The organism is Methanofervidicoccus abyssi, assembly GCF_004310395.1.
GTDB classification, from domain to species: domain Archaea; phylum AGJL01; class Methanococci; order Methanococcales; family Methanococcaceae; genus Methanofervidicoccus; species Methanofervidicoccus abyssi.
Genome location: NZ_BFAX01000004.1, coordinates 62,351 through 85,223 on the forward strand (window position 1 = coordinate 62,351; position 22,873 = coordinate 85,223).

22 protein-coding genes are annotated in these 22,873 nt (G+C 37.4%); 18 read left to right on the forward strand and 4 right to left on the reverse strand.

Annotated features, from left to right (window positions below; translation table 11 throughout):
- Positions 1–11 precede the first annotated feature (11 nt).
- The 9 genes from mcrA (at position 12) to mtrH (ending at position 7,029) form a co-directional block, all read left to right on the forward strand.
- On the forward strand, positions 12–1,670 hold the full coding sequence (gene mcrA, locus MHHB_RS04680) for a coenzyme-B sulfoethylthiotransferase subunit alpha (RefSeq protein ID WP_131007517.1): 1,659 nt from the start codon (positions 12–14) through the stop codon (positions 1,668–1,670).
- Positions 1,671–1,856: 186 nt separating this feature from the next.
- Positions 1,857–2,771 (forward strand): tetrahydromethanopterin S-methyltransferase subunit E, encoded by a 915-nt coding sequence (gene mtrE / locus MHHB_RS04685; RefSeq protein ID WP_131007518.1) that lies wholly within the window; start codon positions 1,857–1,859, stop codon positions 2,769–2,771.
- 12 nt (positions 2,772–2,783) lie between these two features.
- Positions 2,784–3,488: a tetrahydromethanopterin S-methyltransferase subunit D gene (gene mtrD, locus MHHB_RS04690; RefSeq protein WP_131007519.1), complete on the forward strand. Its 705-nt coding sequence runs from the start codon at positions 2,784–2,786 to the stop codon at positions 3,486–3,488.
- Between the two features lie 77 nt (positions 3,489–3,565).
- Complete coding sequence (gene mtrC / locus MHHB_RS04695; protein WP_131007520.1) at positions 3,566–4,378, forward strand: tetrahydromethanopterin S-methyltransferase subunit MtrC; 813 nt, start codon at positions 3,566–3,568, stop codon at positions 4,376–4,378.
- A 9-nt stretch (positions 4,379–4,387) separates the two neighbouring features.
- Positions 4,388–4,711, forward strand: a complete 324-nt coding sequence (locus MHHB_RS04700; protein WP_131007521.1) for a tetrahydromethanopterin S-methyltransferase subunit B — start codon at positions 4,388–4,390, stop codon at positions 4,709–4,711.
- A gap of 26 nt (positions 4,712–4,737) precedes the next feature.
- Positions 4,738–5,070 (forward strand): hypothetical protein, encoded by a 333-nt coding sequence (locus MHHB_RS04705; protein WP_192893825.1) that lies wholly within the window; start codon positions 4,738–4,740, stop codon positions 5,068–5,070.
- A gap of 12 nt (positions 5,071–5,082) precedes the next feature.
- Positions 5,083–5,808 carry a tetrahydromethanopterin S-methyltransferase subunit A gene (gene mtrA, locus MHHB_RS04710; RefSeq protein WP_131007522.1) on the forward strand — a complete coding sequence of 242 codons (726 nt, stop codon included), beginning with the start codon at positions 5,083–5,085 and terminating at the stop codon, positions 5,806–5,808.
- Between the two features lie 5 nt (positions 5,809–5,813).
- Positions 5,814–6,050, forward strand: coding sequence for a tetrahydromethanopterin S-methyltransferase subunit MtrG (mtrG, locus tag MHHB_RS04715; protein ID WP_131007523.1), 237 nt, complete (start codon positions 5,814–5,816; stop codon positions 6,048–6,050).
- A 19-nt stretch (positions 6,051–6,069) separates the two neighbouring features.
- Positions 6,070–7,029 carry a tetrahydromethanopterin S-methyltransferase subunit H gene (gene mtrH, locus MHHB_RS04720; RefSeq protein WP_131007524.1) on the forward strand — a complete coding sequence of 320 codons (960 nt, stop codon included), beginning with the start codon at positions 6,070–6,072 and terminating at the stop codon, positions 7,027–7,029.
- A gap of 194 nt (positions 7,030–7,223) precedes the next feature.
- Here mtrH and MHHB_RS04725 read toward each other — a convergent pair whose 3' ends face one another.
- The gene (locus tag MHHB_RS04725) at positions 7,224–8,771 is read right to left on the reverse strand and encodes a 2-isopropylmalate synthase (RefSeq protein WP_131007525.1); all 1,548 of its coding nucleotides are present in this window, start codon (positions 8,769–8,771) and stop codon (positions 7,224–7,226) included.
- A 203-nt stretch (positions 8,772–8,974) separates the two neighbouring features.
- On the reverse strand, positions 8,975–10,774 hold the full coding sequence (gene infB / locus MHHB_RS04730; protein WP_131007526.1) for a translation initiation factor IF-2: 1,800 nt from the start codon (positions 10,772–10,774) through the stop codon (positions 8,975–8,977).
- Positions 10,775–11,146: 372 nt separating this feature from the next.
- Here infB and cdhA point away from each other — a divergent pair, with 372 nt between their 5' ends.
- Genes cdhA through MHHB_RS04750 form a run of 4 tightly spaced genes read left to right on the forward strand, consistent with a single transcriptional unit; the run spans position 11,147 to position 14,993 of the window.
- On the forward strand, positions 11,147–13,477 hold the full coding sequence (cdhA, locus tag MHHB_RS04735) for a CO dehydrogenase/acetyl-CoA synthase complex subunit alpha (protein ID WP_394342775.1): 2,331 nt from the start codon (positions 11,147–11,149) through the stop codon (positions 13,475–13,477).
- 9 nt (positions 13,478–13,486) lie between these two features.
- Positions 13,487–13,924: a carbon monoxide dehydrogenase beta subunit family protein gene (locus MHHB_RS04740; RefSeq protein ID WP_131007528.1), complete on the forward strand. Its 438-nt coding sequence runs from the start codon at positions 13,487–13,489 to the stop codon at positions 13,922–13,924.
- A 9-nt stretch (positions 13,925–13,933) separates the two neighbouring features.
- Positions 13,934–14,392: a 4Fe-4S dicluster domain-containing protein gene (locus tag MHHB_RS04745; RefSeq protein ID WP_131007529.1), complete on the forward strand. Its 459-nt coding sequence runs from the start codon at positions 13,934–13,936 to the stop codon at positions 14,390–14,392.
- 10 nt (positions 14,393–14,402) lie between these two features.
- Positions 14,403–14,993, forward strand: a complete 591-nt coding sequence (locus MHHB_RS04750; RefSeq protein ID WP_131007530.1) for a flavodoxin family protein — start codon at positions 14,403–14,405, stop codon at positions 14,991–14,993.
- A 3-nt stretch (positions 14,994–14,996) separates the two neighbouring features.
- Here MHHB_RS04750 and MHHB_RS04755 read toward each other — a convergent pair whose 3' ends face one another.
- The gene (locus MHHB_RS04755; RefSeq protein ID WP_131007531.1) at positions 14,997–15,269 is read right to left on the reverse strand and encodes a PRC-barrel domain-containing protein; all 273 of its coding nucleotides are present in this window, start codon (positions 15,267–15,269) and stop codon (positions 14,997–14,999) included.
- A gap of 79 nt (positions 15,270–15,348) precedes the next feature.
- Here MHHB_RS04755 and MHHB_RS04760 point away from each other — a divergent pair, with 79 nt between their 5' ends.
- From MHHB_RS04760 to cofG, 4 genes are all read left to right on the forward strand, one after another.
- The gene (locus MHHB_RS04760; protein ID WP_131007532.1) at positions 15,349–15,906 is read left to right on the forward strand and encodes a GMP synthase subunit A; all 558 of its coding nucleotides are present in this window, start codon (positions 15,349–15,351) and stop codon (positions 15,904–15,906) included.
- A gap of 231 nt (positions 15,907–16,137) precedes the next feature.
- Positions 16,138–16,539: an Rpp14/Pop5 family protein gene (locus MHHB_RS04765; RefSeq protein WP_131007533.1), complete on the forward strand. Its 402-nt coding sequence runs from the start codon at positions 16,138–16,140 to the stop codon at positions 16,537–16,539.
- 2 nt (positions 16,540–16,541) lie between these two features.
- A complete protein-coding gene (locus tag MHHB_RS04770; protein WP_131007534.1) occupies positions 16,542–17,459 on the forward strand; it encodes a dihydroorotate dehydrogenase in 918 nt (305 codons plus the stop codon).
- Positions 17,449–18,540 (forward strand): 7,8-didemethyl-8-hydroxy-5-deazariboflavin synthase subunit CofG, encoded by a 1,092-nt coding sequence (cofG, locus tag MHHB_RS04775; protein ID WP_131007535.1) that lies wholly within the window; start codon positions 17,449–17,451, stop codon positions 18,538–18,540. The genes MHHB_RS04770 and cofG overlap by 11 nt, the downstream gene beginning before the upstream one ends.
- A 335-nt stretch (positions 18,541–18,875) precedes the next feature.
- Here the strand turns inward: cofG and MHHB_RS04780 are convergent, their stop codons facing one another.
- Positions 18,876–20,462, reverse strand: a complete 1,587-nt coding sequence (locus tag MHHB_RS04780; RefSeq protein ID WP_131007536.1) for a glycogen/starch synthase — start codon at positions 20,460–20,462, stop codon at positions 18,876–18,878.
- Positions 20,463–21,222: 760 nt separating this feature from the next.
- Here MHHB_RS04780 and pgi point away from each other — a divergent pair.
- Complete coding sequence (gene pgi / locus MHHB_RS04785) at positions 21,223–22,512, forward strand: glucose-6-phosphate isomerase (protein WP_131007537.1); 1,290 nt, start codon at positions 21,223–21,225, stop codon at positions 22,510–22,512.
- Positions 22,513–22,873 lie beyond the last annotated feature (361 nt).

The following is a 22,873-nucleotide window of genomic DNA, read 5'->3' on the forward strand; positions in this document are numbered from 1 at the left end:
AGGTGAGGATGATGGATACAGAAAAAAGGTTGTTCTTAAAGGCATTAAAGGAGAAATTTGAGGAAGATCCAAAAGAAAAGTATACTAAGTTCTATGTATATGGGGGATGGAGACAGTCAAAGAGAAAGAGAGAGTTTGTAGAGCATGCAAAGGAGTACTTAGAGAAAAGGGGAGGTCTTCCATTCTATAACCCAGATATCGGAGTTCCATTAGGTCAGAGAAAGTTGATGCCTTATAAACTCTCAGGTACAGACTACATAGTAGAGGGAGACGACTTACACTTCATGAACAACGCTGCTATGCAGCAGATGTGGGATGATATAAGGAGGACTGTTATTGTAGGTATGGACACAGCACATGCAGTACTTGAGAAGAGATTGGGAGTAGAAGTAACTCCAGAGACTATAAACGAATACATGGAAGTAATCAATCACGCATTACCAGGAGGAGCAGTTGTCCAGGAGCACATGGTTGAGGTAGATCCTGCCTTAGTATGGGACTCCTACGCTAAGATATTCACTGGAGACGATGAATTGGCAGATGAGATCGATAAGAAGTTCTTAATAGATATCAACAAGTTGTTCCCAGAAGAACAGGCAGAACAGTTGAAGGCCGCTATAGGTAAAAAAACTTACCAGGTATCTAGGGTACCTACCTTAGTAGGTAGAGTATGTGATGGAGGTACAATAGCAAGATGGAGTGCAATGCAGATAGGAATGTCCTTCATTACCGCATACAAACTTTGTGCAGGGGAAGCTGCAATTGCAGACTTCTCCTACGCTGCAAAACATGCAGATGTTATCGTAATGGGTACAGCACTACCTGCAAGGAGAGCAAGAGGTCCAAATGAGCCAGGAGGAATACCCTTCGGTATATTGGCAGATATTATACAGACATCCAGAGTAAGTGAGGACCCAGTAGAACAGGCCTTAGAGGTAGTAGGAGCAGGGGCTATGCTCTATGATCAGATATGGCTTGGTTCCTACATGTCTGGAGGTGTTGGATTCACCCAGTACGCCACAGCATCCTATACAGATGATATATTAGATGACTTCTCTTACTACGGATACGACTACGTAGAGAAGAAGTATGGAATAAACGGAGTAAAACCAAGCATGGATGTTATTGAAGATATTGCTGCAGAAGTTACACTCTACGCATTGGAACAGTACGATGAGTACCCTGCTCTCTTAGAAGATCACTTCGGAGGATCCCAGAGAGCAGCGGTTACAGCGGCAGCATCTGGTATCTCAGTAAGTATGGCAACTGGAAACTCAAACGCTGGAGTTAACGGGTGGTATCTAAGCCAAATATTACACAAGGAGTATCACAGTAGGTTAGGATTCTACGGATATGATCTACAGGATCAGTGTGGTGCTGCGAACTCCTTCTCCATTAGAAACGATGAATCCTCTCCATTAGAGTTAAGAGGTCCAAATTATCCAAACTATGCAATGAACGTAGGGCACCAGGGAGAGTACGCAGGTATAGTCCAGGCAGCTCACTCCGCAAGAGGAGATGCCTTTGCACTGAATCCACTGATTAAAGTAGCCTTTGCAGATCCATTACTTATATTCGACTTTGCCCATCCAAGAAAAGAGTTTGCAAGAGGGGCACTTAGAGAGTTTGAGCCTGCAGGAGAGAGAGATCCAATTATCCCAGCACACTAACTTAATCTTTTTTTTATTATTTTTAATTTTTATTTGATGTTTCAATTTAAAAAATTCTTTATTATAATTAAATTATTCTTTAAAAATCCTTTATTTACCCTAATTTTATAAAATTAAACCGAAAATAATATATATATTAGTAAAATAATAAAAAATAATCTATCTTTAATGAAATGGGGTGAAACGATGGATTCAACACTAATAATCCTGGGAGCTTTAGCACTTTCAAGTGCTGCAGCCACTGTGGCAGGATGTGCTGAAGATTTAGAGTCTGACGTAGGTTCCCAGTCAAACCCGAACTCACAGGTACAGTTGGCACCTCAGATGGGTAATATACATAGATACTTCAATAAGGCTATATCTGGAGAACCAGTGTCTTACGGTCTATACGTTGCTGTAGCAGGTACTATCGCATGGGCACTAATGAATATAGGAATGAGTACAATCTTTGCACTGGTTATTGGAGCAGGTGTTGCAGCTTTTATACATGGAGTATACGCTGTTAGTGCATACCTTGGGAGGATAGTAGGTCAGTCCCAAAACTTTGGACAGCCTGTATACTTAGATGTTGTTATAACCCACTTAGGGCCTATAGTTGGGCATGGATTTATTGCAGTGTTCTGTATGCTACTGGCTGCATACTTGGCAACTTCTATATTAGGTAATCCATTCCCCCTACCATTGGTAGCACTGATTTTTGGTATTACTGTAGGAGCTATAGGTTCATCAACTGGAGACGTCCACTACGGTGCCGAAAGGGAATATCAGAAGTATCCATTTGGTGGTGGTGTTCCTGTAGCAAACCATGGAGATATTGACATTAAGGCAGAAATAGGTATTAGAAACGGTATGGATTCTTCCTACTTCTGTTCTAAGCTGGGAGGTCCTTTAACAGGACTTACATTTGGTTTAATAGTATTCTTAGACGGTTGGAGAGGGATAGTAGGAGGGATTCTTGGAAATGCTCTTGGTGGGAGCCTAATCTCTAAATCAATAATAGCCATTATCGTAGGTATAATTTTAGTAGCAGTTATGGTATGTTTAAACAGGTTGGTTGAAGTATATGCAAGGAAAAAGTATGGGCCATACACAGATAGGTAAAGTGGTGATAAGATGGTTATAGGTTTACTAATTCCCTTTGTAGAGATCACCTTAGCAGGTGCTATAATTAACGCAAGTGTTCACTTTGTTCCAGTAGGAGGAGCTCCTGCAGCTATGGCTACATCTACAGGAATAGGTACGGGTACTACTCAGTTAGCAGCAGGAGCTGGATTTACAGGTTTAATGGCTGCTGCGACAATGGCTGCTCAAAATGGAATTGATATATTCAATCCCCTACACTGGATAATTATCCTCCTCTCAGGTGCTGTTGGTTCTATGATCATGTTAGGTTTAACTATGCTGATAGGACAGTTGATATACGTTTTTGGTGTAGGGGTAGTTCCAGCTGCAGATAAGTGTGAAAGGGACCCAATTACAGGGGATTATCAAAAGTCTTATATTACCCCTGGTACTACTGGACATGCTATTCCTACCGTATGTTTCATTAGTGGATTGATTGGAGCTGCTCTTGGGGGTATAGGGGGAGCTCTCGCCTATGTTGCCCTTAAACAGTTAGGATTCTCTTCAGAAGTTGCAGGAATTATGGCAGTAGGGTTTTTCTTTATGAATGCCGTACTTGCATCTTATAACATAGGAGGAACTATAGAAGGATTTCACGATCCCAAGTTCAAGAAAATACCAAACGGTATTGTCGCATCCTTTGTGGCATCTCTACTGACTGGGATTATAGTGGTTGTAATGTCATTAGGGATTTAATTAATATATATTTAGAATTAGAATAAATACTTTTAATATTAATAATAAATTTTAAATTAATTGTTTGAGGTGTTGCTATGAGTCATGGTGGCGGAGGACATGCTGCAGAGCTCTATCCAGAAAATCAGATCTTAGCAATAGGTACTATACTTGCAATTATGGGAATGTATATTTCACAGTTTTTCCCACAGGTGTCTATGCTATTAGGGGGTCTACTGGCTTCTGCAGCTATTGTTGCAGGAGCAAACACTACCAGAAAAGTTGCTGCTTATGGACTGGGAACAGGAGTCCCTTCTATAGGAATGTTGAGTTTGGGAATGGGTATAATATCTTCAGTGGCAGGTATATACTTGGTAAATACCGTGGTAAAAATCCTTGGTGCTGGTAGTGAGTTACTATATATTATTCCAATAGTTGTAATAGTGATATCTGTAGTCTTAGGATATATAGTAGGTAGGTTAACTGTAAAACCTATTGGTATGAAAATCCCTGTAATGGTTGAAAGTATGACTAAGTTATCCCTTATGGGGGCGCTCTCAATTATAGGATTCTGTACCGCCTACGCCGGTGGATTCCTTCCTAATATTATCATTCCAGGATCTATAGAGAATGGTGTCATGGCCTTGGCATTTATTGCAGCAGGTATGGGTATACTCCATCCATTTAATGCATGTTTAGGACCTAATGAGAGTCATAAAAGGACACTTACACTAGCTGTAGCCTGTGGATTTTTAACATGGTTTATATTCTCTGTCGCCAGGTTGGATGTAGTATCTTCCATTGCTTCCATAGTACTGTGGGCTGTAGTATACAAGGAGTTTATAAAACAGTCATTGAAGGATGCCTGCTGTGTATACTACACTCCAGAAATACCTAAAAGAGAGATGTAAGGTGATGTCATGGATATTGTAAAGGTATGTCCTGAGTTGGGAATAGTGATGGATGTAGATTCAGGGTTAATTGCTGAAACAAGAGATGATATCGTAATGGTGGATTTCAACCCGGTAAAGAGTGAAATAGAGAAGTTGGAGAAATTGGCTAAGGCTTTTGAAAACTCCTTAGATCCACGAAACCCTCCATTAAAGTCTTATCCCGGTAGGGAAGGGATATATAGCATAGGTGGTATCTTCCAAGGATTATTCTTCGGTTTCTGGATAACTATGGGAGTGGCTCTGATGGTTATATTGTTGCTTGCTGCCATATATCCCAATCTGCTCCAATAATCTTTAACTCTTCGGAGGTGCTGTAAATGATAGATGTACTTAAATTCTTAATGGATAATTCTGAGTTATTATCTCTTTGTGGTAAGGTTGATATAGTCTTTGAAAATCCTGGAGCAATTGACGAAGAGCCTATGATCTTGGATTTAGAAGGTGGAAAAGAAAAGGAAGAGGAAGAAACTACTACTATAAAACCCTATTCACCAGAGTTGGCATTGTTAGAAACTAGGGTAAAAATAATATACGAAAAGATAAACGATGCAGCACTTATATCAAAATTTAACGCTGGATACTACAACGGGAAGATCCAAGGTATTGCCATTGGGTTATTCCTTTCACTGTTGATATTCTCACTGTTATAAAGAGGTGAAATAATGCCAGAAAAGAGAGAACCAGCTCCAGGATGGCCTATTGTAAGTGGAGAATATGTAGTAGGAAATCCAGAAAGTTGTGTTGGAGTTGTTACTTTAGGGTCTCATGGTTTAGAACAGGCGGCAATAGAGGCTGGAGCTGCCATTGCAGGTCCATGCCATACTGAGAACCTTGGAATTGAGAAGGTAATAGCAAATTACATCTCAAATCCTAACATAAGGTTTATGATACTCTGTGGTTCAGAGGTACAGGGGCATATTACAGGCCAGTGTTTCAAGGCTCTCTATGAGAATGGAATTGGAGATGATGGAGGTATTATAGGAGCAAAGGGAGCAATACCTTTCTTGGAAAATGTTGGAAAAGATGCAGTTGAGAGATTCCAGAGACAGATAGTCGAAGTGATAGATTTAATAGATGTAGAAGATATAGGTAAAATAACCCAGGCTATAAAGGAGTGTATCTCAAAAGATCCTGGAGCCACAGAGGAAGATGCAGAGGAGATCGATCTAGATAAAAAAGAGAGTGGATTACCAACAGTTGCAAAACCAGATTTGGAGTTTACAAGAAAACTTATAGATTCTTTGGAGTACAAAATAGGGTTAATGACAAGGGACTTAGGATTAGGTTCTGGAGTTCAGGCCGGATCCATCTTAGGTGTTATCTTAGGATCCCTCTTGGCTATATTGTTAGTTGGAATACCTGTAGTTTTAAAAGTGCTTTTAGGGTGATTTAGATGGTAGAAACTCCTCCTTCAGTAATAACCCCTTCTAAAGAGTACAAAGAATTACAGGAGAAATTGGATAAAATCGATGAGATGGTAGACAATACAAACGCCGAAATAATGCAGAGATTAGGTAAAAAAGCTGGTAGAGATATAGGAATTGTATATGGATTTATAATAGGTCTTATTATTGTACTACTGGTTGAAAAGTTGATACCGAAAATACTGTTATTTATACATATGCAATAAGACAAAAAGAGGTGGCATTATGTTCAAGTTTGATAAAGAACAGATGGTAATTGAAATAGCAGGGAGAAAATTTGGTGGTCAGCCAGGGGAGTATCCAACAGGATTGTCAGGTACCATATTCTATGCAAGACATAAAATTGTAGAAGATGAGAAAAAAGGTATTTTCGATAAGGCTGCTGCAGAGGATTTAATAAACAAACAGGCTGAGATGGAGGATATTACTGGAAATCCAGCCCTTGTCCAGGTATTTGGAGGGAACCCAGAGGCACTGGTGAAGTACATAGATTTTGTTGCTGAAATATGGGACGGTCCAATGCTGTTAGATTCCACATCTGGAGAGGCAAGAATGGCTGCTGCAAGGAGGGCTACAGAGGCTGGATACGCAGATCAGTGTATTTATAACTCTATCAACGTATCCATTGAAGAAGAAGAGTTCCAGAACTTGGTAGAGAGTGACTTGGAGGCATCAATTGTATTATGTTTCGACCCTATGGATCCATCAGTTGAAGGTAAATTGAACGTGCTGTTAAATGGAGGTAAAACTGCAGACACTGGGATGTTAGAGTTAGCAGAAAAGGCAGGTATAAAATATCCATTAATAGACGTTGCAGTTACGCCCTTAGGTAACGGAGCAGGTCCTGCTGTAAGAGCTTCCTTCGCAGTTAAGGCTAAGTTAGGACTTCCAGTTGGAAGTGGTATCCACAACATACCTTCTGCATGGGATTGGTTAAGAGAATTTAGAAAGAAGCTGAGAGAAGCTGGACACACTCAACTTGCAAAGGATGTTCACCATGTATGTGATATAGGGGCCAACATTATCCAGGCCATGGCTGTGGGGGATTTCGTTCTCTATGGACCAATAGACAATGCCCAGTTGGTATTTCCAGCGATAGCAATGACAGATGCAGTAATTGCGGAAGCTGCAAAAGAGATGGGAATAAATCCAGTAGATGCCCATCCAATAAACAAACTATTATAAAATATTAAAATAGTTGTAGTTAATATCTTTCGTTTTTATCTCGTCGTTATTAATTTTTATACTTACTTCTAAAATTAATTTTTTTATTATTTATTGTTATTTATTAGATATTTTTAAATCCTTATTTTATGAGAACTGAAGTTAAAATAAAATACTTTAACAATTTTTAATTATCACTTTAAAGGTTTTATATTCTACTTCACCATAATTCTATTTATCCCCTCGATTACCGCCTCAACTGAAGCCCTAACTATGTCCTCATTTGCAGCCTTTACAGTAACTTCCTTTCCATAACCTTCCAATTTAATAGTTACCTCTGCTAAAGCATCTGTACCTCCAGTTATGGCATTTATATGGTACTCTTTTAGCTTTATCTTTTCCCCTATTATGGACTGGATGGCTTTTATGGCAGCATCCACTGGACCAACACCTACTTCAGATGTAATGTATTTCTCTCCATCTATGGTTAATATCACACTGGCAGTAGGTATTACCTTGTTCCCAGTCATTACAGCTATCTGTTCTAAATTAACTATTCTTTCTTCCTTTACAGTCCTCTTTGTTATATCCTCAACTATGGCCATCACATCGTCATCTGTAATCCTCTTACCTTTATCTCCAATGTCCTTGATCCTCCTGATTACCTCCTTAAACTGTTCTTCTGTAATATTCTCTCCAACTTTAAAACCTAACTCTCTCAACTTACACTCTATAGCATGGGAACCTGTATGTTTTCCAAGTATAATCTTTCTCCTCTGTCCTACAATCTCTGGAGGTATAGGTTCGTATGTTAGGGCATGAGTAAGTACTCCATGGGCATGTATCCCACTCTCATGGGCAAAGGCGTTCTCCCCAACTATGGCCTTATTTACCTGGAGTTTAATCCCTGTAAGTTTGGATATCAACTGTGAGACCTCTGTAAGTTTCTCAGTTTTTATCCCTGTTTCGATCCCGTATATCATCTTAAGGGACAGTACTACTTCCTCTAATGCAGCATTTCCAGCCCTCTCTCCAATACCGTTTACAGTACAGTGTACTTGTTGAGCCCCCCCTTCCACAGCACCTAAGGAGTTAGCCACCGCCAGCCCGAAGTCGTTATGGCAGTGAACAGATATTGGCAGTGAGACCTCCTCCTTTATCCTTCTTATAAGGTACTCCATAGCCTTTGGGATCATCACCCCTACAGTATCAGGTACGTTTATCCTATCTGCACCAGCCTCCTCAACTACCTTATAAACTTCTATCAGGTATGAAATCTCTGTCCTAGTTGCATCCTCTGCCGAGAATTCTACGGTAATACCATGATCTTTTATATATTCTACTGCTTCTACAGCCTTTCTTAAAATCTCATCTTTATTCATCTTTAACTTGTACTTCCTATGTAATGGAGAAGTTGCAATAAATGTGTGGATAGTATCTACATCACAGTCTATAGCCACATCTATATCCTTTTTAACAGTCCTCGCAAGGGCACAGATCTCTGCATCCATGTTTAGAGATGTTATCCTCTTTATAGCCTCCTTCTCTCCCCGGGAAGATATGGGAAAACCAGCCTCTATCACATCTACTCCTAAGTTGTTTAGATTCACTGCAATCTCTACCTTCTCCTCAGGAGTTAGGGATACACCTGGTGTCTGCTCCCCATCCCTTAGGGTTGTATCGAATATTCTTATTCTTTCAGGAAGTTTTAGACCCTTTAGAGATTCTATTATAACTTCGTTATCTTCCCTGTAAGGTTTCATAAGTTTCACCTAGTGATATAGTTATTTTTGTATTATCATTAATTTTTAATTAAATATTTGAACTTATAGTATAATTATTATTCAAAATAATATTATAAAGATTAAAAAGTTAAAATAAAAAAGAATAGACCAATAAAACTCAAACATTGCCTTATTTTAAGTAATTTTAAGTATTTTCTATTCTTAATTTTAATATTTATTTATTAAATACCCCAGAACATGTTATTCTCCAACTTTCTCTTCAATTGAATAAACATCTTCAAAGCTTCTTCCTCATCTTCTCTTAGCCTATCCTTGTACTCATGCACCATTTTTCTAACCTCCTCTTCTGGGACATCCACATAGAGTATATCATTCTCCTTCACATGTCTCCCAAGTATGATATTTCCTTCTATAGAGATAGGTACCTGCATACCTGCAGTAGCTTCCTTAATGTTCTCCTGCTCCTTATTCTTTATCTCCCTTACAAATCCTATCTTCTTACCTTTCTCATTTATAAGGGGACTCTTTACTCTCAAGGTACCACAGAGCACTTCTATCCCACATATTGCAGGCTTACTCTTTCTAAATATGCAGTTAGGCAGTACCTTTATCACAGCAGGTCTTGTAATTTTCTCAAATTCATCAGATTTAAGGGCTTCTTCCATCTTTTTAATCCATTCTTCGTAATCTTCAACTATCTTATAGATAACATTCCCCTGAATAATTTTAACATTGCTGTATCTCTCTAATTCCTCTTTTGCATCTGGTAGTATCTTTGAATTGAATGCTAATATTACCCCATATAACGGATTTATCTTACTGTAGGTATGGGCCTCTATAATATCCTTCTTAGATATATCCCCCACTTCAGCCTTCCTAATCTTTACCCCCCTCTTTTTTAACTCCTTTGCAAGGGCCTCCAAGGAACCCATAGTATCTCCTTTGATTATAATACCTTCCTCGTCTGTCTCTATACTTAACTCCTCTACCTCTGCCATAACCTCCTTTTTAGCCTCTTCTATCTTATCCTTAGGTACTATTCTGAAGGGACTACCTGCTATAACTCTATCCAGATCTGGAGCAGATATCTTTACCCCAGCTGCAGCTGTAACCATATTCACAGGTTTAAATTTATCTCTAGGATCCCTCATCTCGTCTAATGGTTTTGGTTTCAGAAGTGCTTTAACTCTTGAAACTACAACACCATCTGGATTTCCAAGGACTATATAGTCTCCCCTTCTAGCTATTCCATCGTATATTATCGCATCTATGGTTTTACCTAAACCTCTCTCCTCCTTAACTTCCAGTACTGTACCCTTTGCAGGTCCTTTAACATCCAACTTTAGGTTATCCTCTAAGTACTTCTGAGCCAGCCCTGCTATCATCAGTAGTAGATCTGGAATACCTTCCCCTGTCTTGGCAGATACAGGTATTACACATACAGTCCTTGTAAGATCCTCTACCCTTGTAAAGAGATCTGCATCAAACCCCAACTCGTTGAGAGGTTTTATAATGTTGTTATATAGCCTTATCTCAAACTCTGTTAAGGCGTTGGGATGTTGTACCTTTTCATTGAAGTTCAAAACAAATGGTACATCCTTAGAATTCCAACCTGGAACTAAATCCAACTTGTTAGCTGCTACTACGAAGGGTGTTTTATTCTGTTTAAGTATATTAATGGATTCTATGGTTTGAGGTTTAAATCCCTCGTTTATATCCACTACAAGTATGGCAATATCTGCCAGTGCACCTCCTCTCTTCCTCAGGGATGTAAATGCTTCATGTCCTGGAGTGTCTATAACAAGAAGGCCAGGTATCTTTAGATCTGCCTTCAACATCCCCAAAAGATCCTTTGCAACTTTCTTTATAACATCTATTGGAATCTCACTGGCTCCGATATGCTGAGTTATTCCTCCTGCTTCTCTCTGGGATACTCTAGTTTTTCTTATTTTATCTAGTAAAGTTGTTTTTCCATGATCTACATGACCCAATACACATACAATAGGACATCTTAGAGACACAGTATCACCATATTTTATTATTATAAAATTATTATAAAATTAATATTAATAATGATAATAAATATTATAAATTAAGGATTAAAATAAAAAGTTGTTTATATATTAATCAGTATTATCCAGTATGGATGTATATTCTAACTAAAGTATTTTATAAATAGGATTGTTGTTTTTAAAACCTTCTATTTTTCTCTTAACCTAAGAAAACTGTCATTTTCAGTGTTCAAGAGACGTCTCGAGAAGTGATATTTTGATGAAAATGGAGATTTTATTTAGATCCCAGTAATACTATTTTGAATATGTTAATAAAAAAGTATTTATACTATAGTGAGGAATCTTGAAATATAATGATTAATAATGATAAATTGTGGTAACCTGGTGAACTCTATGAAAGTTAAAAGAGATATAAAGAGAATAATAACTCCTATTATTCAATCCAAAAACCTAAAAATTAAGGGAAATATCACTATAGGCGATTTTAAAGAGGATACTGAATTGAAGCCTGAAGGCCCTACTCCTATGCCCAAGATAACAGATCTAAGATACTGGGATTTTAAACTCCTTAGTAGATACCCTCCTTTCTATATGCCCATATGTGATATGTGCTGTCTCTGTACCTTTGGAAAATGTGATCTAAGTAAGGGGAAGAAGGGGGCCTGTGGTATAGATATGAAAACACAGCAGGCCAGAATAGTACTACTGGCATGTTGTATTGGGACTGCCTGTCATACTGCACATAGCAGACATCTCGTGGATACACTGATAAAGAAGTTGGGAAGGGATCATCCAATTGATCTCGGCAACAGTATTGAAGTGGAAGCTCCTATAATAAGAACTGTAATGGGGATAAGAGTTAAAACCCTTGGAGATCTAGAAAAGGTATTGGATTACTGTGAGGAACAGCTTGCCCACCTACTTTCTGTCACCCATACTGGACAGGAGGGAAGTGCACTGGACTTTGAAAGTAAGGCACTCCATGCAGGTATGTTGGATGACTTAGTTAGGGAAGTTGGTGATATAGCCCAGATAGTTGGATACGGTATGCCTAAGGGGGATATTGAGACACCTATTGTAGATATGGGTATAAACTGTATAGATAGGGATAAACCTACAATCCTCTGTATAGGGCACAACGTAATACCTAGTACCTACATAATAGATTATATGGAGGAGAATGGGTTGGAAGAGGAGATAGAGGTATGTGGTATATGCTGTACTGCATTAGATATTACGAGATACAGTAGGGAAGCAAAGATAGTAGGGCCTCTATCTAGGCAGTTGATGTTTATAAGGAGTGGGGTTGCAGATGTAATTGTGGTAGATGAACAGTGTATAAGGACGGATATTTTAGAAGAGGCGAGAAAAACGGGGGCAGTAGTAATTGCCACCAACGATAAGATGTGTTTAGGGTTGGAAGATCTCTCCCATCTAAGTGAAGATGAGATTATCAGTAGGATACTTAGGGAAGGAGCAGGATTGGTTTTAGATGAGAGTAAGATAGGTAAGGTGGCAGTTGAACTTGCAAAGATAGTGTTTAAAAATAGAAGGGATATGAAAAAGAGCTATCTTCCTGGTTTAGAGGAGATAAGAGCATTTGCAAATAGATGTACAGAGTGCGGATGGTGTAATAGAGTATGTCCAAACTCTTTTAATATTATGGAAAGTATAATTGATGCCAAGGAAGGCAAATTTGAAAAACTTGCAGATCTCTATAAAAGGTGCTACAGTTGTGGAAGGTGTGAAAGTGAGTGTGAGAGGGATCTACCTCTTGTATCTATGATAACAAAGGTTGGAGAATTATATCACAGTTTAAAATTTAGAGTAAGGGTAGGTAGGGGACCTATACAGGATGTGGAAATCAGAAAGGTGGGGGCACCCATAGTATTCGGTGAGATTCCAGGAGTTGTTGCATTTGCAGGATGTACTAACTATCCTAATGGAGAAGAAGAGTTGGCATTAATGGCAAAGGAGCTACTTGAGAGGAAGTACATTGTAGTCGCCGCAGGATGTGCTTCTATATCCTTGGGGATGTGGAAGGACGAGGACGGTAAAACCTTATACGAGAAGTACCCTGGAGAGTTCATGGCTGGAGGGCTGATTAATGCAGGCCCCTGTCTATCAAACTGCCATGTAAGTGGTGCCGCCATAAAGATAGCAAACATCTTCGCCAAGTTGCCACTAGAAGGTAACTTTGCCCAGGTTGCAGATTATATATTAAACAGGGTTGGAGCTGTTGGTGTTGCCTGGGGTGCTATGAGTCAGAAGGCTGTGGCAATTGCAACAGGGTTCAACAGATGGGGAATACCTGTAATTGTTGGACCCCATGGTATAAAGTACAGAAGATTATACTTAAGTAATGGAGAAGATTTCAAGGTTTATGATAGAAAACTTAAGAAGGTTATAGGGATAGATCCCACACCTGAGCATCTGATAACCGCTGCAGAGAACTTCAAAGAGTGTCTATGTATGATACCAAAACTCTGTATGAGGCCAAATGATATAAGTAAAGGTAGAAGTATGAAGGTGTATCATTATGTAACCCTATACGAGAAGTACTTCAACTGTATGCCTCCAGATCTGGAAAAGTTCATAAGGACAGAAAGAGATATACCTTTTATGCTGAAGGATAAGATAATGGAGTATTTAAAGGAGAAGGGCTGGGAGCCAAGAAAAGAAGTGCCTCAGGAGCCTACCCTGTTGTATTAAGGTGGAAATATGCTAGGAAAGAATATACCATATCAACCTACTGCAGGTACCAATCTGCACCATGCAGAAGTTATAAGTACAAAGATAGCAGTTACCATGTTTAAAAGAAGTAAGAAGCCCCTGTTAGTGATAGGAGAAAACTGTGAAGAGGCTGTAAAATATTTGGAAGATCTAAAAATAGAAAAGATTTATACACCTAGGGAAATGAACCTCTTGGATATTATAAAGAGGATAACAAAGGAAGATTACGATTTAGTAATATTTATCGGTATAACCTATTACTATCTAAATCAGGCTCTCTCTCATCTAAAAAATTTTTCAGACACAATAACCTTAACCCTCGATGGGAAGTATATTCCAAATGCCCGCTACTCCTTTCCGAATATGGAGTACAATGAGTATATAGAAGCTATAAAACGCTTTAGGATGCTGCTGGATAACCTCTAAGGTGGTGTGATGAATCCCAAGATAGTATTAATAGATCCTACAAAGTGCTCAAAGTGTAACGATTGTATAGTTAAATGTGAAGAAGTACATGGTGTATCGAGGATAAAGAAAGCTGAAGGAGTACCTATCTTCTGTATGCAGTGTGAGAATGCTCCCTGTATGAATATCTGCCCTGTAGATGCAATATATCTTAAGGAGAATATTCCAGTTGTAGATAGGGAAAGATGTATAGGTTGTAGTATGTGTGAGATAGCCTGCCCAATTGGGGCCATATTTACAAAGGATAAAGTAGCCCATAAATGCACTCTCTGCTTAGATGTGGATAGGATAACTCCAGCCTGTGTGGAGGCCTGTGGGGATAGAGCTCTGAAGTTAATATGTGACGAGTGTCTAGAGGCGATAAAAGAACCTAAGAGAAAAAAACTGATAAAGGTTCTCTCAGAGGGAATAAAGGATATACTCCATTAAAGGTGGGTATATGAAGATCTTCGGTATAAGTAGCAGTCCAAGACTACAAGGTACTCACTACTTAGTCAATTATGCTTTGGAGTATTTAAAGGAGAGAGGTTGTGAGGTAAGATATTTCTCAGTTTTCAGGAAAGATATAAAATTCTGCATCCACTGTGATTACTGTGTAAGAAAAAAGGAGGGGTGTATTCACAAAGATGACTTAAGGGAGTTTTACGAGAACTTCATATGGGCAGATGGGATAATAATAGGCACACCTGTATATCAAGGTAATATAACTGGGCAGTTAAAAACACTGATGGATAGATGTAGGGCTATAGTTGCAAGAGATCCTAAGATCTTAAAGAATAAGGTAGGTATGGGTATCGCTGTTGGAGGGGATAGAAATGGGGGACAGGAAATTGCATTAAGAAGTATCCACGACTTTTATATGATAAACGAGATGATATCTGTAGGTGGAGGATCCTTCGGGGCCAACTTGGGTTCAACATTCTGGTCAAAAGATAAGGGGAAGGAAGGGGTTACAGAGGATGTAGAAGGATTAAAATCTCTAAGGAAAACTTTAAAGAGATTCTTAGATACTTTGAAGAGTGTTAGATAATATTTACTCTTCTTCTTTACTTATAATCTTAATACTGTTTATTTTACTTTCATCTATTACTACTACATCTTTTATACCTAAAACTATCTTGAAGGGTATCAATTTGTAGTACTCATCTGAGGAAGGTATTGGACTGTTTTCTGAAGGTTCAATGTCTAAGGATATAACCTTCCCAGTATTTTCATCGAAAACAACGTCTGTTACCTTCCCTATAATACCTCCCATATTACCTATTATGGATTTTCCACAGAGTTCTCTAAAGGGTATCTTAGCCATACTTTCACCTCTTACAATAAATTAAAGTAAATATATAATATAAATTTATTTATTATTATAAAAAGTTAAAAGTGATACAATGATTCTCATAATAAACAATGGAGGTCAGTATGTCCATAGAATACATAGGAGTTTAAAATACTTAGGGATGCCTTCAAAGATAGTTCCTAATTCTATCTCTCCAGAGGATATTGGAGAAGAGGTAAAAGGGATTATACTAAGTGGAGGACCAGATATTGAGAAAGCCTCGAAGTGTATAGATATCATCCTAAATTCAAAGGTTCCAATATTAGGAATATGTCTTGGACATCAGTTAATATGTAAGGCCTATGGTGGGATAATTGGAAAGGCGAAAATGGAAGAGTATGCCTACACCAAGATATACGTAAAAGAAGAAAACGACATATTTAAGAACATCCCAAGGGAATTTACAGCCTGGGCCTCCCATAGAGATGAAGTTAAAGTTCCTCCAAAGGGTTTCAAAGTCCTAGCCTACTCAGATATCTGCAATGTGGAGGCTATGAAACATGAGGAGAGGCCTATATATGGTGTCCAATTCCATCCAGAGGTCTCTCATACTGAGTACGGTCCAGAGATCTTGAAAAACTTCTGCAATGTCTGCGGTATGAAGAGTTAATATAATAAGTAAGAGCATCTAAGAAATGTTTACTTGTAAGGGACAAATAATAAAAAATTTATAAAGATTGAAAATATATCTTGGACTATGATAAGTACCAGAAAATCGAACGGGATTTCTATTAATTCTCTCTCTTTTTATTATTTTTATTTTCTTTATTAATATTTTTCTGTAATAAATTATTATACTAATAATTTAGTATGTTAATTTACAAACCTACCAGGTAAAATCATGACATCCCTTAAAACACTCCCTCCAACTTTAAGAGAGAAGAAGAGATACATATCCTTTAAGATCATATATCCAGAGAAATTATCCAACAACGAAGTGGTTCAAATAATTAGATCTGCGATTATCAACTACTACGGTATATGGGGGTGCTCAAGGAGTAATCCTTGGTTGATAAGTTATAACCATCCAAAGGGACTTCTGAGAGTACAGAGGGATGAAGTGGATTTTGTAAAATCTGCATTGATAACATTTAACGAGTATAAGGATAGGCCTATAAACATAACAGTGTTGGGGGTTTCTGGATCTATTAAAAAATCCAGAGAGAAGTTTTTAAAGGAGTCTCATATGGAATACTATAAAGTAATCAGGATGAAAAAAAGGGAAAAGAAAAATAAGGGATGACTATGTTAAAGATCGAGATGTGTGGGATGTGCTTTAAAAACCCTGTATTCCTAGCAGCAGGTATTATGGGAGAAACTGGAGCAGCTTTGAAGAGGATAGCGAAGAATGGAGCGGGGGCTGTATGTACAAAATCTGTTGGGTTGGAAAAGAGATCTGGCCACAGGAATCCGACTATAGTGGAGGTTGAGGGGGGATTTCTAAATGCAATGGGACTTCCAAACCCTGGGGTTAAAGAGTACGTTAAGGAGTTGGAGGACATAGAGGATTATTTAAGGAGGATAGATGTAAAACTTATAGGTTCTATATATGGAAAGGACCCCAAGGAGTTCTCACAGGTGGCAGAAATCATAGAACCCTACGTCCATCTCTTAGAGTTAAATATCTCTTGTCCCCATGCTGGAGGAGGCTACGGTGCCCAGATAGGCCAGGATCCAGATTTATCCTATAATGTAGTATCAAGTGTTAAAGAGAGTGTAGATATACCTGTAATGGTAAAACTTACACCAAATGTAAATGATATAAAGGAGATTGCTATAGCGGTAGTTGATGGGGGCGCAGATGCCATTACTGCGATAAACACCCTAGGTCCGGGAATGGTTATAGACATAAAGACTGGTAGACCAATACTTGGTAACAAATTTGGAGGTATGTCTGGAAAGGCCATAAAGCCTATAGCGATAAGATGCGTTTATGAGATATACTCCGTTGTAGATGTCCCTATAGTTGGAGTAGGGGGTATCACCACGGGGTATGACGTTGTTGAATTTATGATGGCAGGTGCCACCGCTGTACAGGTAGGTACTGGGGTATATTACAGAGGTTATGATGTATTCTACAAGATATGTAGGGAGTTGGAGGAATATCTAACTAAGAACAGTTTGAAGATAAAGGATATAGTGGGGAAGGCCCATGAGTTCTGAAGTATTTAAACACTTTGAGGACTATGTAAGTTTTTTAGAGTCTAAGGATCCTACAACTGTTATCAACACCCTAAGGTTAGTTGGTGAAAGAGAGAGGAAGAAGAAGTATATAACATATTCCAAGAACGTATTTATTCCTCTGTGTAACTGGTGTAGGAACTTTTGTGGATACTGTATCTTCAGAAGGGAGAATTACAAACTTATGAAGGAGAAGGAAGTTAAGGAGATGCTCCTAAAGGGAAACAGATATGGATGTAAAGAGGCACTATTTACCTTCGGGGAGAGAGTAGATGAAAACCCAAAAATAAGAGAGGAGTTAAAAAAGATGGGCTATGAGAGTATCTTAGAGTATCTCTATCACTTAGAAGAGTGGTGTCTAAACAACACCAATCTACTACCTCATACAAACTGTGGGCTCTTGGAGTATGAAGAGTTGAAGATGTTGAAAGAAGTTAATGCTTCTATGGGTATTATGTTGGAGAACTCCAGTGAGAGGTTAATGAACACCATAGCCCACAGGAACAGTCCAGGTAAAGATCCTAAGAAACGTTTAGAGATGATAGAGAATGCAGGTAAGTTGAAAATACCCTTTACAACAGGTATTCTCGTAGGTATAGGAGAAAATAGTGAAGAGATTGTCAGATCCCTTATGGATATCAGGGAGTTATCAGAGAAGTATGGACATATTCAGGAGGTGATAATTCAGAACTTCAGATCTAAAAGGGGCATTCCTATGGAGGACTTCAAAGAACCTTCACCTTTCAAGATATTAAAGGTGATATTGGTAGCTAAGATGATACTACCTCCAGAAGTATCCATTCAGGTGCCGCCTAATCTAAACAGGGAGACTGGGCAGTTGTTTCTACTTGCAGGCGTTGACGACTGGGGAGGAGTGTCTCCAATTACAGAAGACTATGTAAATCCAGAGGCACCATGGCCTGAGATTGAAACCTTAAGGGAGTATACAGAAGAGGTAGGTTATAGGTTAAGAGAGAGGTTACCTGTATATGATAGATATATAAGTAGGGAGTGGTTAAGTGATAGGATTTTAAATAAGATCTATAATATTAAAAAAGATTAAAAAAGAATAGAAATTTACATCCTACTTAACCGGCATATGATATAACCCAGGGGAAGAACTTACTTTATTTTTTCACCTGTAGTTTTTTTATTTTACGATTTTAATTATTCTTTTTATTATTTTCATTAAGATTTTTGTTATAATAATAATTATTTTATTAACCACGATTTTTGATCATTACTATAATAATTATAAATATATAGGGTTAAACTTTCACTCTTTTTACTTTGTCCCTTATATATTTGACAGTTTTAGAGATTCTCTGTAGTATTTATTATAAATTATTCTCTTTTTTACAGGTTTATAACCTATATATCTTTAATTTATAGTGGAAATTAAGGTTTATATCTCATATAATGTTTGTATATCGCACCTCCAAATAAACCTTTATACTTCTCTATACTGTTGTTATTTTGCCAACTTAGATTTCTAACTACGTGGTTATAACAGTTCTCTATGAACTTAGATAGAGGTGCATTTTTATCGTACGGACTTTCTGGACAACTACTATGGCTATAGGATATGTAGAGATGTATATCCTTCAACCTGTAAAATGTCCAATTAATAGCATGTTCTACACCCCATTTTAAACCGTATTTGTCGTAGTGTTTAAAGAGTACTCCTGTAGCTCTATCGAAATTTGGATCTGCTATGGGATCTGGATTTAGTGATATCACCGTGTCTCTCAAACCTCCAACCTCCCTTGCAATTACAGGAGTACCGTATACCATAGACTCCATCTGTGTCAGTCCACAGGGTTCCCAGAGAGATGGTACTATACTCCAGTCACTCCCTGCATAGATAATAGGAACTAACGGTGGACAGTGTCCAATGAGAGCAGTGACGTTATCACTGTAACTCTCGGCAAAATTTTTCATTTCTTCCTCTATAGATCTGTCCCCTTTAGAGAGCATGATAAGTTTTAATCTGTGTTCCTCGAAAAGTTCCGAGAATGCCTGAAAGATTATATCAAATCCCTTCTGATAGGTGGCTCTACCTACAAATCCAATAAGAGGAACTGTTATATCCCTACAACTAATATTTCCATATATTTCAACATCACTTCCAGTTATTGAAGTTTTGTCCATGTCGTTCCACTCTTCTATATACCTCTCTAAGTTATTAAAATTCCAAAACCATGAGTACTTTATCTTCGGTTTAACTATATGTCCATCTCCTACACCGTAGTCACTTATGAATATACCTAATTTTCTTGGATCTATTTTGTTGTTGGTGTAGGAGACAACGTAATTCACTAAGTTACCGGGATTCATCTCCTCTATATCTATACCATTCAATATACCATGGAAAGGTTTTACCTTACTTTGCTCCCTTATGAAATCTATGGACTTTATTTCTTCTGCATGAGTTGGACTAACTGTATTGAACCCATCACTGAAGTGTATCCCTAACTCCAAGAATGTTAAAGTTAGTCCCTTGTAATCTACAAGTGGTCCCTTAAAGGCTTCGTTATGTATAGTCATGGTAGTTGGTATATCCAACTTTTCATGACACTCTGCTATTGCAAGACCACAGGGCCAGTCATGGCCAGAGACACAGTCTGGAGTGTAGTACTTATCTAAGTAAAACAGTACCAAATCTGCGAAGAGATGGTACTTAAATGGATCCCAGATGTCTATTTTATTTATTTTCTCGTTACTAAAAGCTACTATATCTACCTGAGTATTAAGGTGTGAAGTTTTTACAATATCGAAGTTGAAGGTAGTACCTTGATACCTCAGAGGTATAGTATCTATCTTCTCATGGGGGAGATTCGATATCTTGTTGTCGTGATCCATTGTTATAACTACTACATCGTTTCCTTTAATTTTTAGAAATTTGGAGAGATCTCTTACAACGTCTCCTAATCCTCCCACTGAGGTCAAAGGTGCTATAGTGGGTGTCAATATAGCAATTTTCAAGATATCACCATTAATATAACTTTAATATAATTTTAATATAATAATAGTTTGTAATAAATAATTTAATTTTATTTACTTTATTTCTACTAGCTTGATAGAATTTAAAGGAGGTTGCCAATAATTATTTTAACATCCAGATTATTTACTCGTACTCATTTTTTATTAGATCAGTCCTTCTACCACCACACTTTTTATCCTTAGTTTTATTTTGTTTTATTTATATGTAACAAACAAAACTATTTAAAATTAACAACAACTATCGAGATTCTCCAATAATAAAAAAATAAATCACTTAAATAAGGTTATAAATAAAGTTAATACATTTTGGGTGAAAGGCAAAGTATATATAAGGTACTTCACAGCTAACCTCTACGAGATGTTAATGATTACTTTTTTATTTTTATAAGAATAATTAAAATCAAATCTGTTAAACTTTCTATTTTTATCCTTTTTAATATTTCCAACATCTCATTCACTGTTATTTTTTTGTTTATATTCTTAAAAATCGATATATCCCTTCCTTGTACACATCTTCCAGTATCTCCTCAGTTATAAGATCTTCTCCATAACCTTCACTGTAATCTCCGAGAGAATTTTCATAACTTTTCCCTCAATTTATAATATATCGGATATATTAGAATATTAGATTATTATTTAGTACAGTAGGTACTAAAATATTAATATTTTATATTATTGTTATATTATTTATATTATCTAGAAGTTTTCATGATTTTTAAGAAGGATTATTTACAGTGATACTATGAAAAATTATTTTAACTATATTAACGTTATGAAGGAGAAAATAGGTATTGAAGGTATATCTTTAGAGGATATAGAAGGTATGAGGAATATCGTAGATACGGCTTACAGGAGAACTATGGAAAGGTATGATAAAGGGGAATTAGGTTTTATGGAAGTAATACAGAAGGATTGTGAGTGCTACCGCCTAAGTGATAGGTACAAGGAGTTTAAGTATATCCTAGTTGTTGGAATGGGAGGGTCTATCTTAGGCACCCAGATGGTGTATGAAGGTGTTAAAGGAGTCTATGCCAACGAGTTAAATTCCAAGAAGGTTTTCTTTTTGGATAACTCAGATCCTGAATTACTTTACAGTATCCTTAAGATAGTAGCTCTCAGGGAAACTTTAGTATTTGTAGTAAGTAAATCGGGGAATACCGTGGAAACTCTTGCAAATTTCTTTATACTCAGGGAAAAGATGAAAAAAGAGGGATGTAGGGAAGATAATGTTGTTATAATATCAAGTGGAGGCTTGTTGAAGGAGATAGGGAAGAGGGAGAATTATAAGATATTTGAAATACCTGAGAATGTTGTAGGCAGGTTTTCAGTACTTTCTTCCGTTGGACTTGTCCCACTGTCTTGTATGGGTGTGGATATTGGTAAATTAATATCCGGGGCTAGAGATATGGATAAACTCTGTAGGAGGGAAGATGTATTTAACAACCCTGCCCTTATGAATGCCCTAATCCACTATATGTTTTTAAATAGGGGGAAAAGTATCTCGGTAATTATGCCTTATATAGAAAGACTCTACAGATTTGATTTATGGTATAGACAGTTGTGGGCTGAGAGTCTTGGGAAAGATGGGAAGGGGCAGACACCGGTGGCAGCGTTGGGGGCCAAGGACCAACACTCACAACTTCAACTCTACCTCGACGGTCCAAAGGATAAGATAATTACATTTATAAAGGTTAGGAAATTCAAAGAAGACTTTACTATAAGATATAAAGGGCACTATCTAGATGGTTGTAACTTGTCCCAACTGATAAACTTCCAACAGTTAGGAACTGAAAGAGTTTTAACTTCTATGGGGGTACCTAATATCTCTATAGTACTTGAGGATTTAGACGAGTACACCCTTGGGAAGTTGATATACATGTACGAAATGACAACTGCCTTTATGGGGGAAATGATGGAGGTTAATGCCTTCAATCAGCCTGCAGTGGAGGAAGGAAAAAAGATAACAAGAGAATTATTGGAGGGAAAAGGTAAGGGGGAAGAGGTAGTCAAGGATTATATTATCAAGATATAGACAATAAAGGATAAATCAGGTGAAAAAGCAAAAATAATCTTTATAGCAGAGTAATGGAGAAGAGGTAAAATATATCTAATTCTTCTTAAGGGTTTTTTTACTTCTTTTTCTGCTGTTTCTTTATGAATCCTTAACACAACATATATAATACTTTACTTCCCACAAAGTGAGAGTTTTAAAAATTATATATAAATTATATAAAAATAAAATAGACAAAAAATAAGGAAATGGTTTTAAATAAAAAACTCTATTTACCCCGCAATATTAAAATATTTTCCCCTTTCTACCCCTAAACATACTGGAAAAAGAGAGAACTTCCTAATACCTCCTAACTACAATGATAGAATAGCCTTATTTGTTA

Bases quoted from the DNA above. Each gene is read 5' to 3' on its own strand.
- mcrA (WP_131007517.1), top strand. From the start codon at position 12: ATGGATACAGAAAAAAGGTTGTTCTTAAAGGCATTAAAGGAGAAATTT.
- mtrE (WP_131007518.1), top strand. From the start codon at position 1,857: ATGGATTCAACACTAATAATCCTGGGAGCTTTAGCACTTTCAAGTGCT.
- mtrD (WP_131007519.1), top strand. From the start codon at position 2,784: ATGGTTATAGGTTTACTAATTCCCTTTGTAGAGATCACCTTAGCAGGT.
- mtrC (WP_131007520.1), top strand. From the start codon at position 3,566: ATGAGTCATGGTGGCGGAGGACATGCTGCAGAGCTCTATCCAGAAAAT.
- MHHB_RS04700 (WP_131007521.1), top strand. From the start codon at position 4,388: ATGGATATTGTAAAGGTATGTCCTGAGTTGGGAATAGTGATGGATGTA.
- MHHB_RS04705 (WP_192893825.1), top strand. From the start codon at position 4,738: ATGATAGATGTACTTAAATTCTTAATGGATAATTCTGAGTTATTATCT.
- mtrA (WP_131007522.1), top strand. From the start codon at position 5,083: ATGCCAGAAAAGAGAGAACCAGCTCCAGGATGGCCTATTGTAAGTGGA.
- mtrG (WP_131007523.1), top strand. From the start codon at position 5,814: ATGGTAGAAACTCCTCCTTCAGTAATAACCCCTTCTAAAGAGTACAAA.
- mtrH (WP_131007524.1), top strand. From the start codon at position 6,070: ATGTTCAAGTTTGATAAAGAACAGATGGTAATTGAAATAGCAGGGAGA.
- MHHB_RS04725 (WP_131007525.1), bottom strand. From the start codon at position 8,771: ATGAAACCTTACAGGGAAGATAACGAAGTTATAATAGAATCTCTAAAG.
- MHHB_RS04740 (WP_131007528.1), top strand. From the start codon at position 13,487: ATGCTAGGAAAGAATATACCATATCAACCTACTGCAGGTACCAATCTG.
- MHHB_RS04745 (WP_131007529.1), top strand. From the start codon at position 13,934: ATGAATCCCAAGATAGTATTAATAGATCCTACAAAGTGCTCAAAGTGT.
- MHHB_RS04750 (WP_131007530.1), top strand. From the start codon at position 14,403: ATGAAGATCTTCGGTATAAGTAGCAGTCCAAGACTACAAGGTACTCAC.
- MHHB_RS04755 (WP_131007531.1), bottom strand. From the start codon at position 15,269: ATGGCTAAGATACCCTTTAGAGAACTCTGTGGAAAATCCATAATAGGT.
- MHHB_RS04760 (WP_131007532.1), top strand. From the start codon at position 15,349: ATGATTCTCATAATAAACAATGGAGGTCAGTATGTCCATAGAATACAT.
- MHHB_RS04765 (WP_131007533.1), top strand. From the start codon at position 16,138: ATGACATCCCTTAAAACACTCCCTCCAACTTTAAGAGAGAAGAAGAGA.
- MHHB_RS04770 (WP_131007534.1), top strand. From the start codon at position 16,542: ATGTTAAAGATCGAGATGTGTGGGATGTGCTTTAAAAACCCTGTATTC.
- cofG (WP_131007535.1), top strand. From the start codon at position 17,449: ATGAGTTCTGAAGTATTTAAACACTTTGAGGACTATGTAAGTTTTTTA.
- pgi (WP_131007537.1), top strand. From the start codon at position 21,223: ATGAAAAATTATTTTAACTATATTAACGTTATGAAGGAGAAAATAGGT.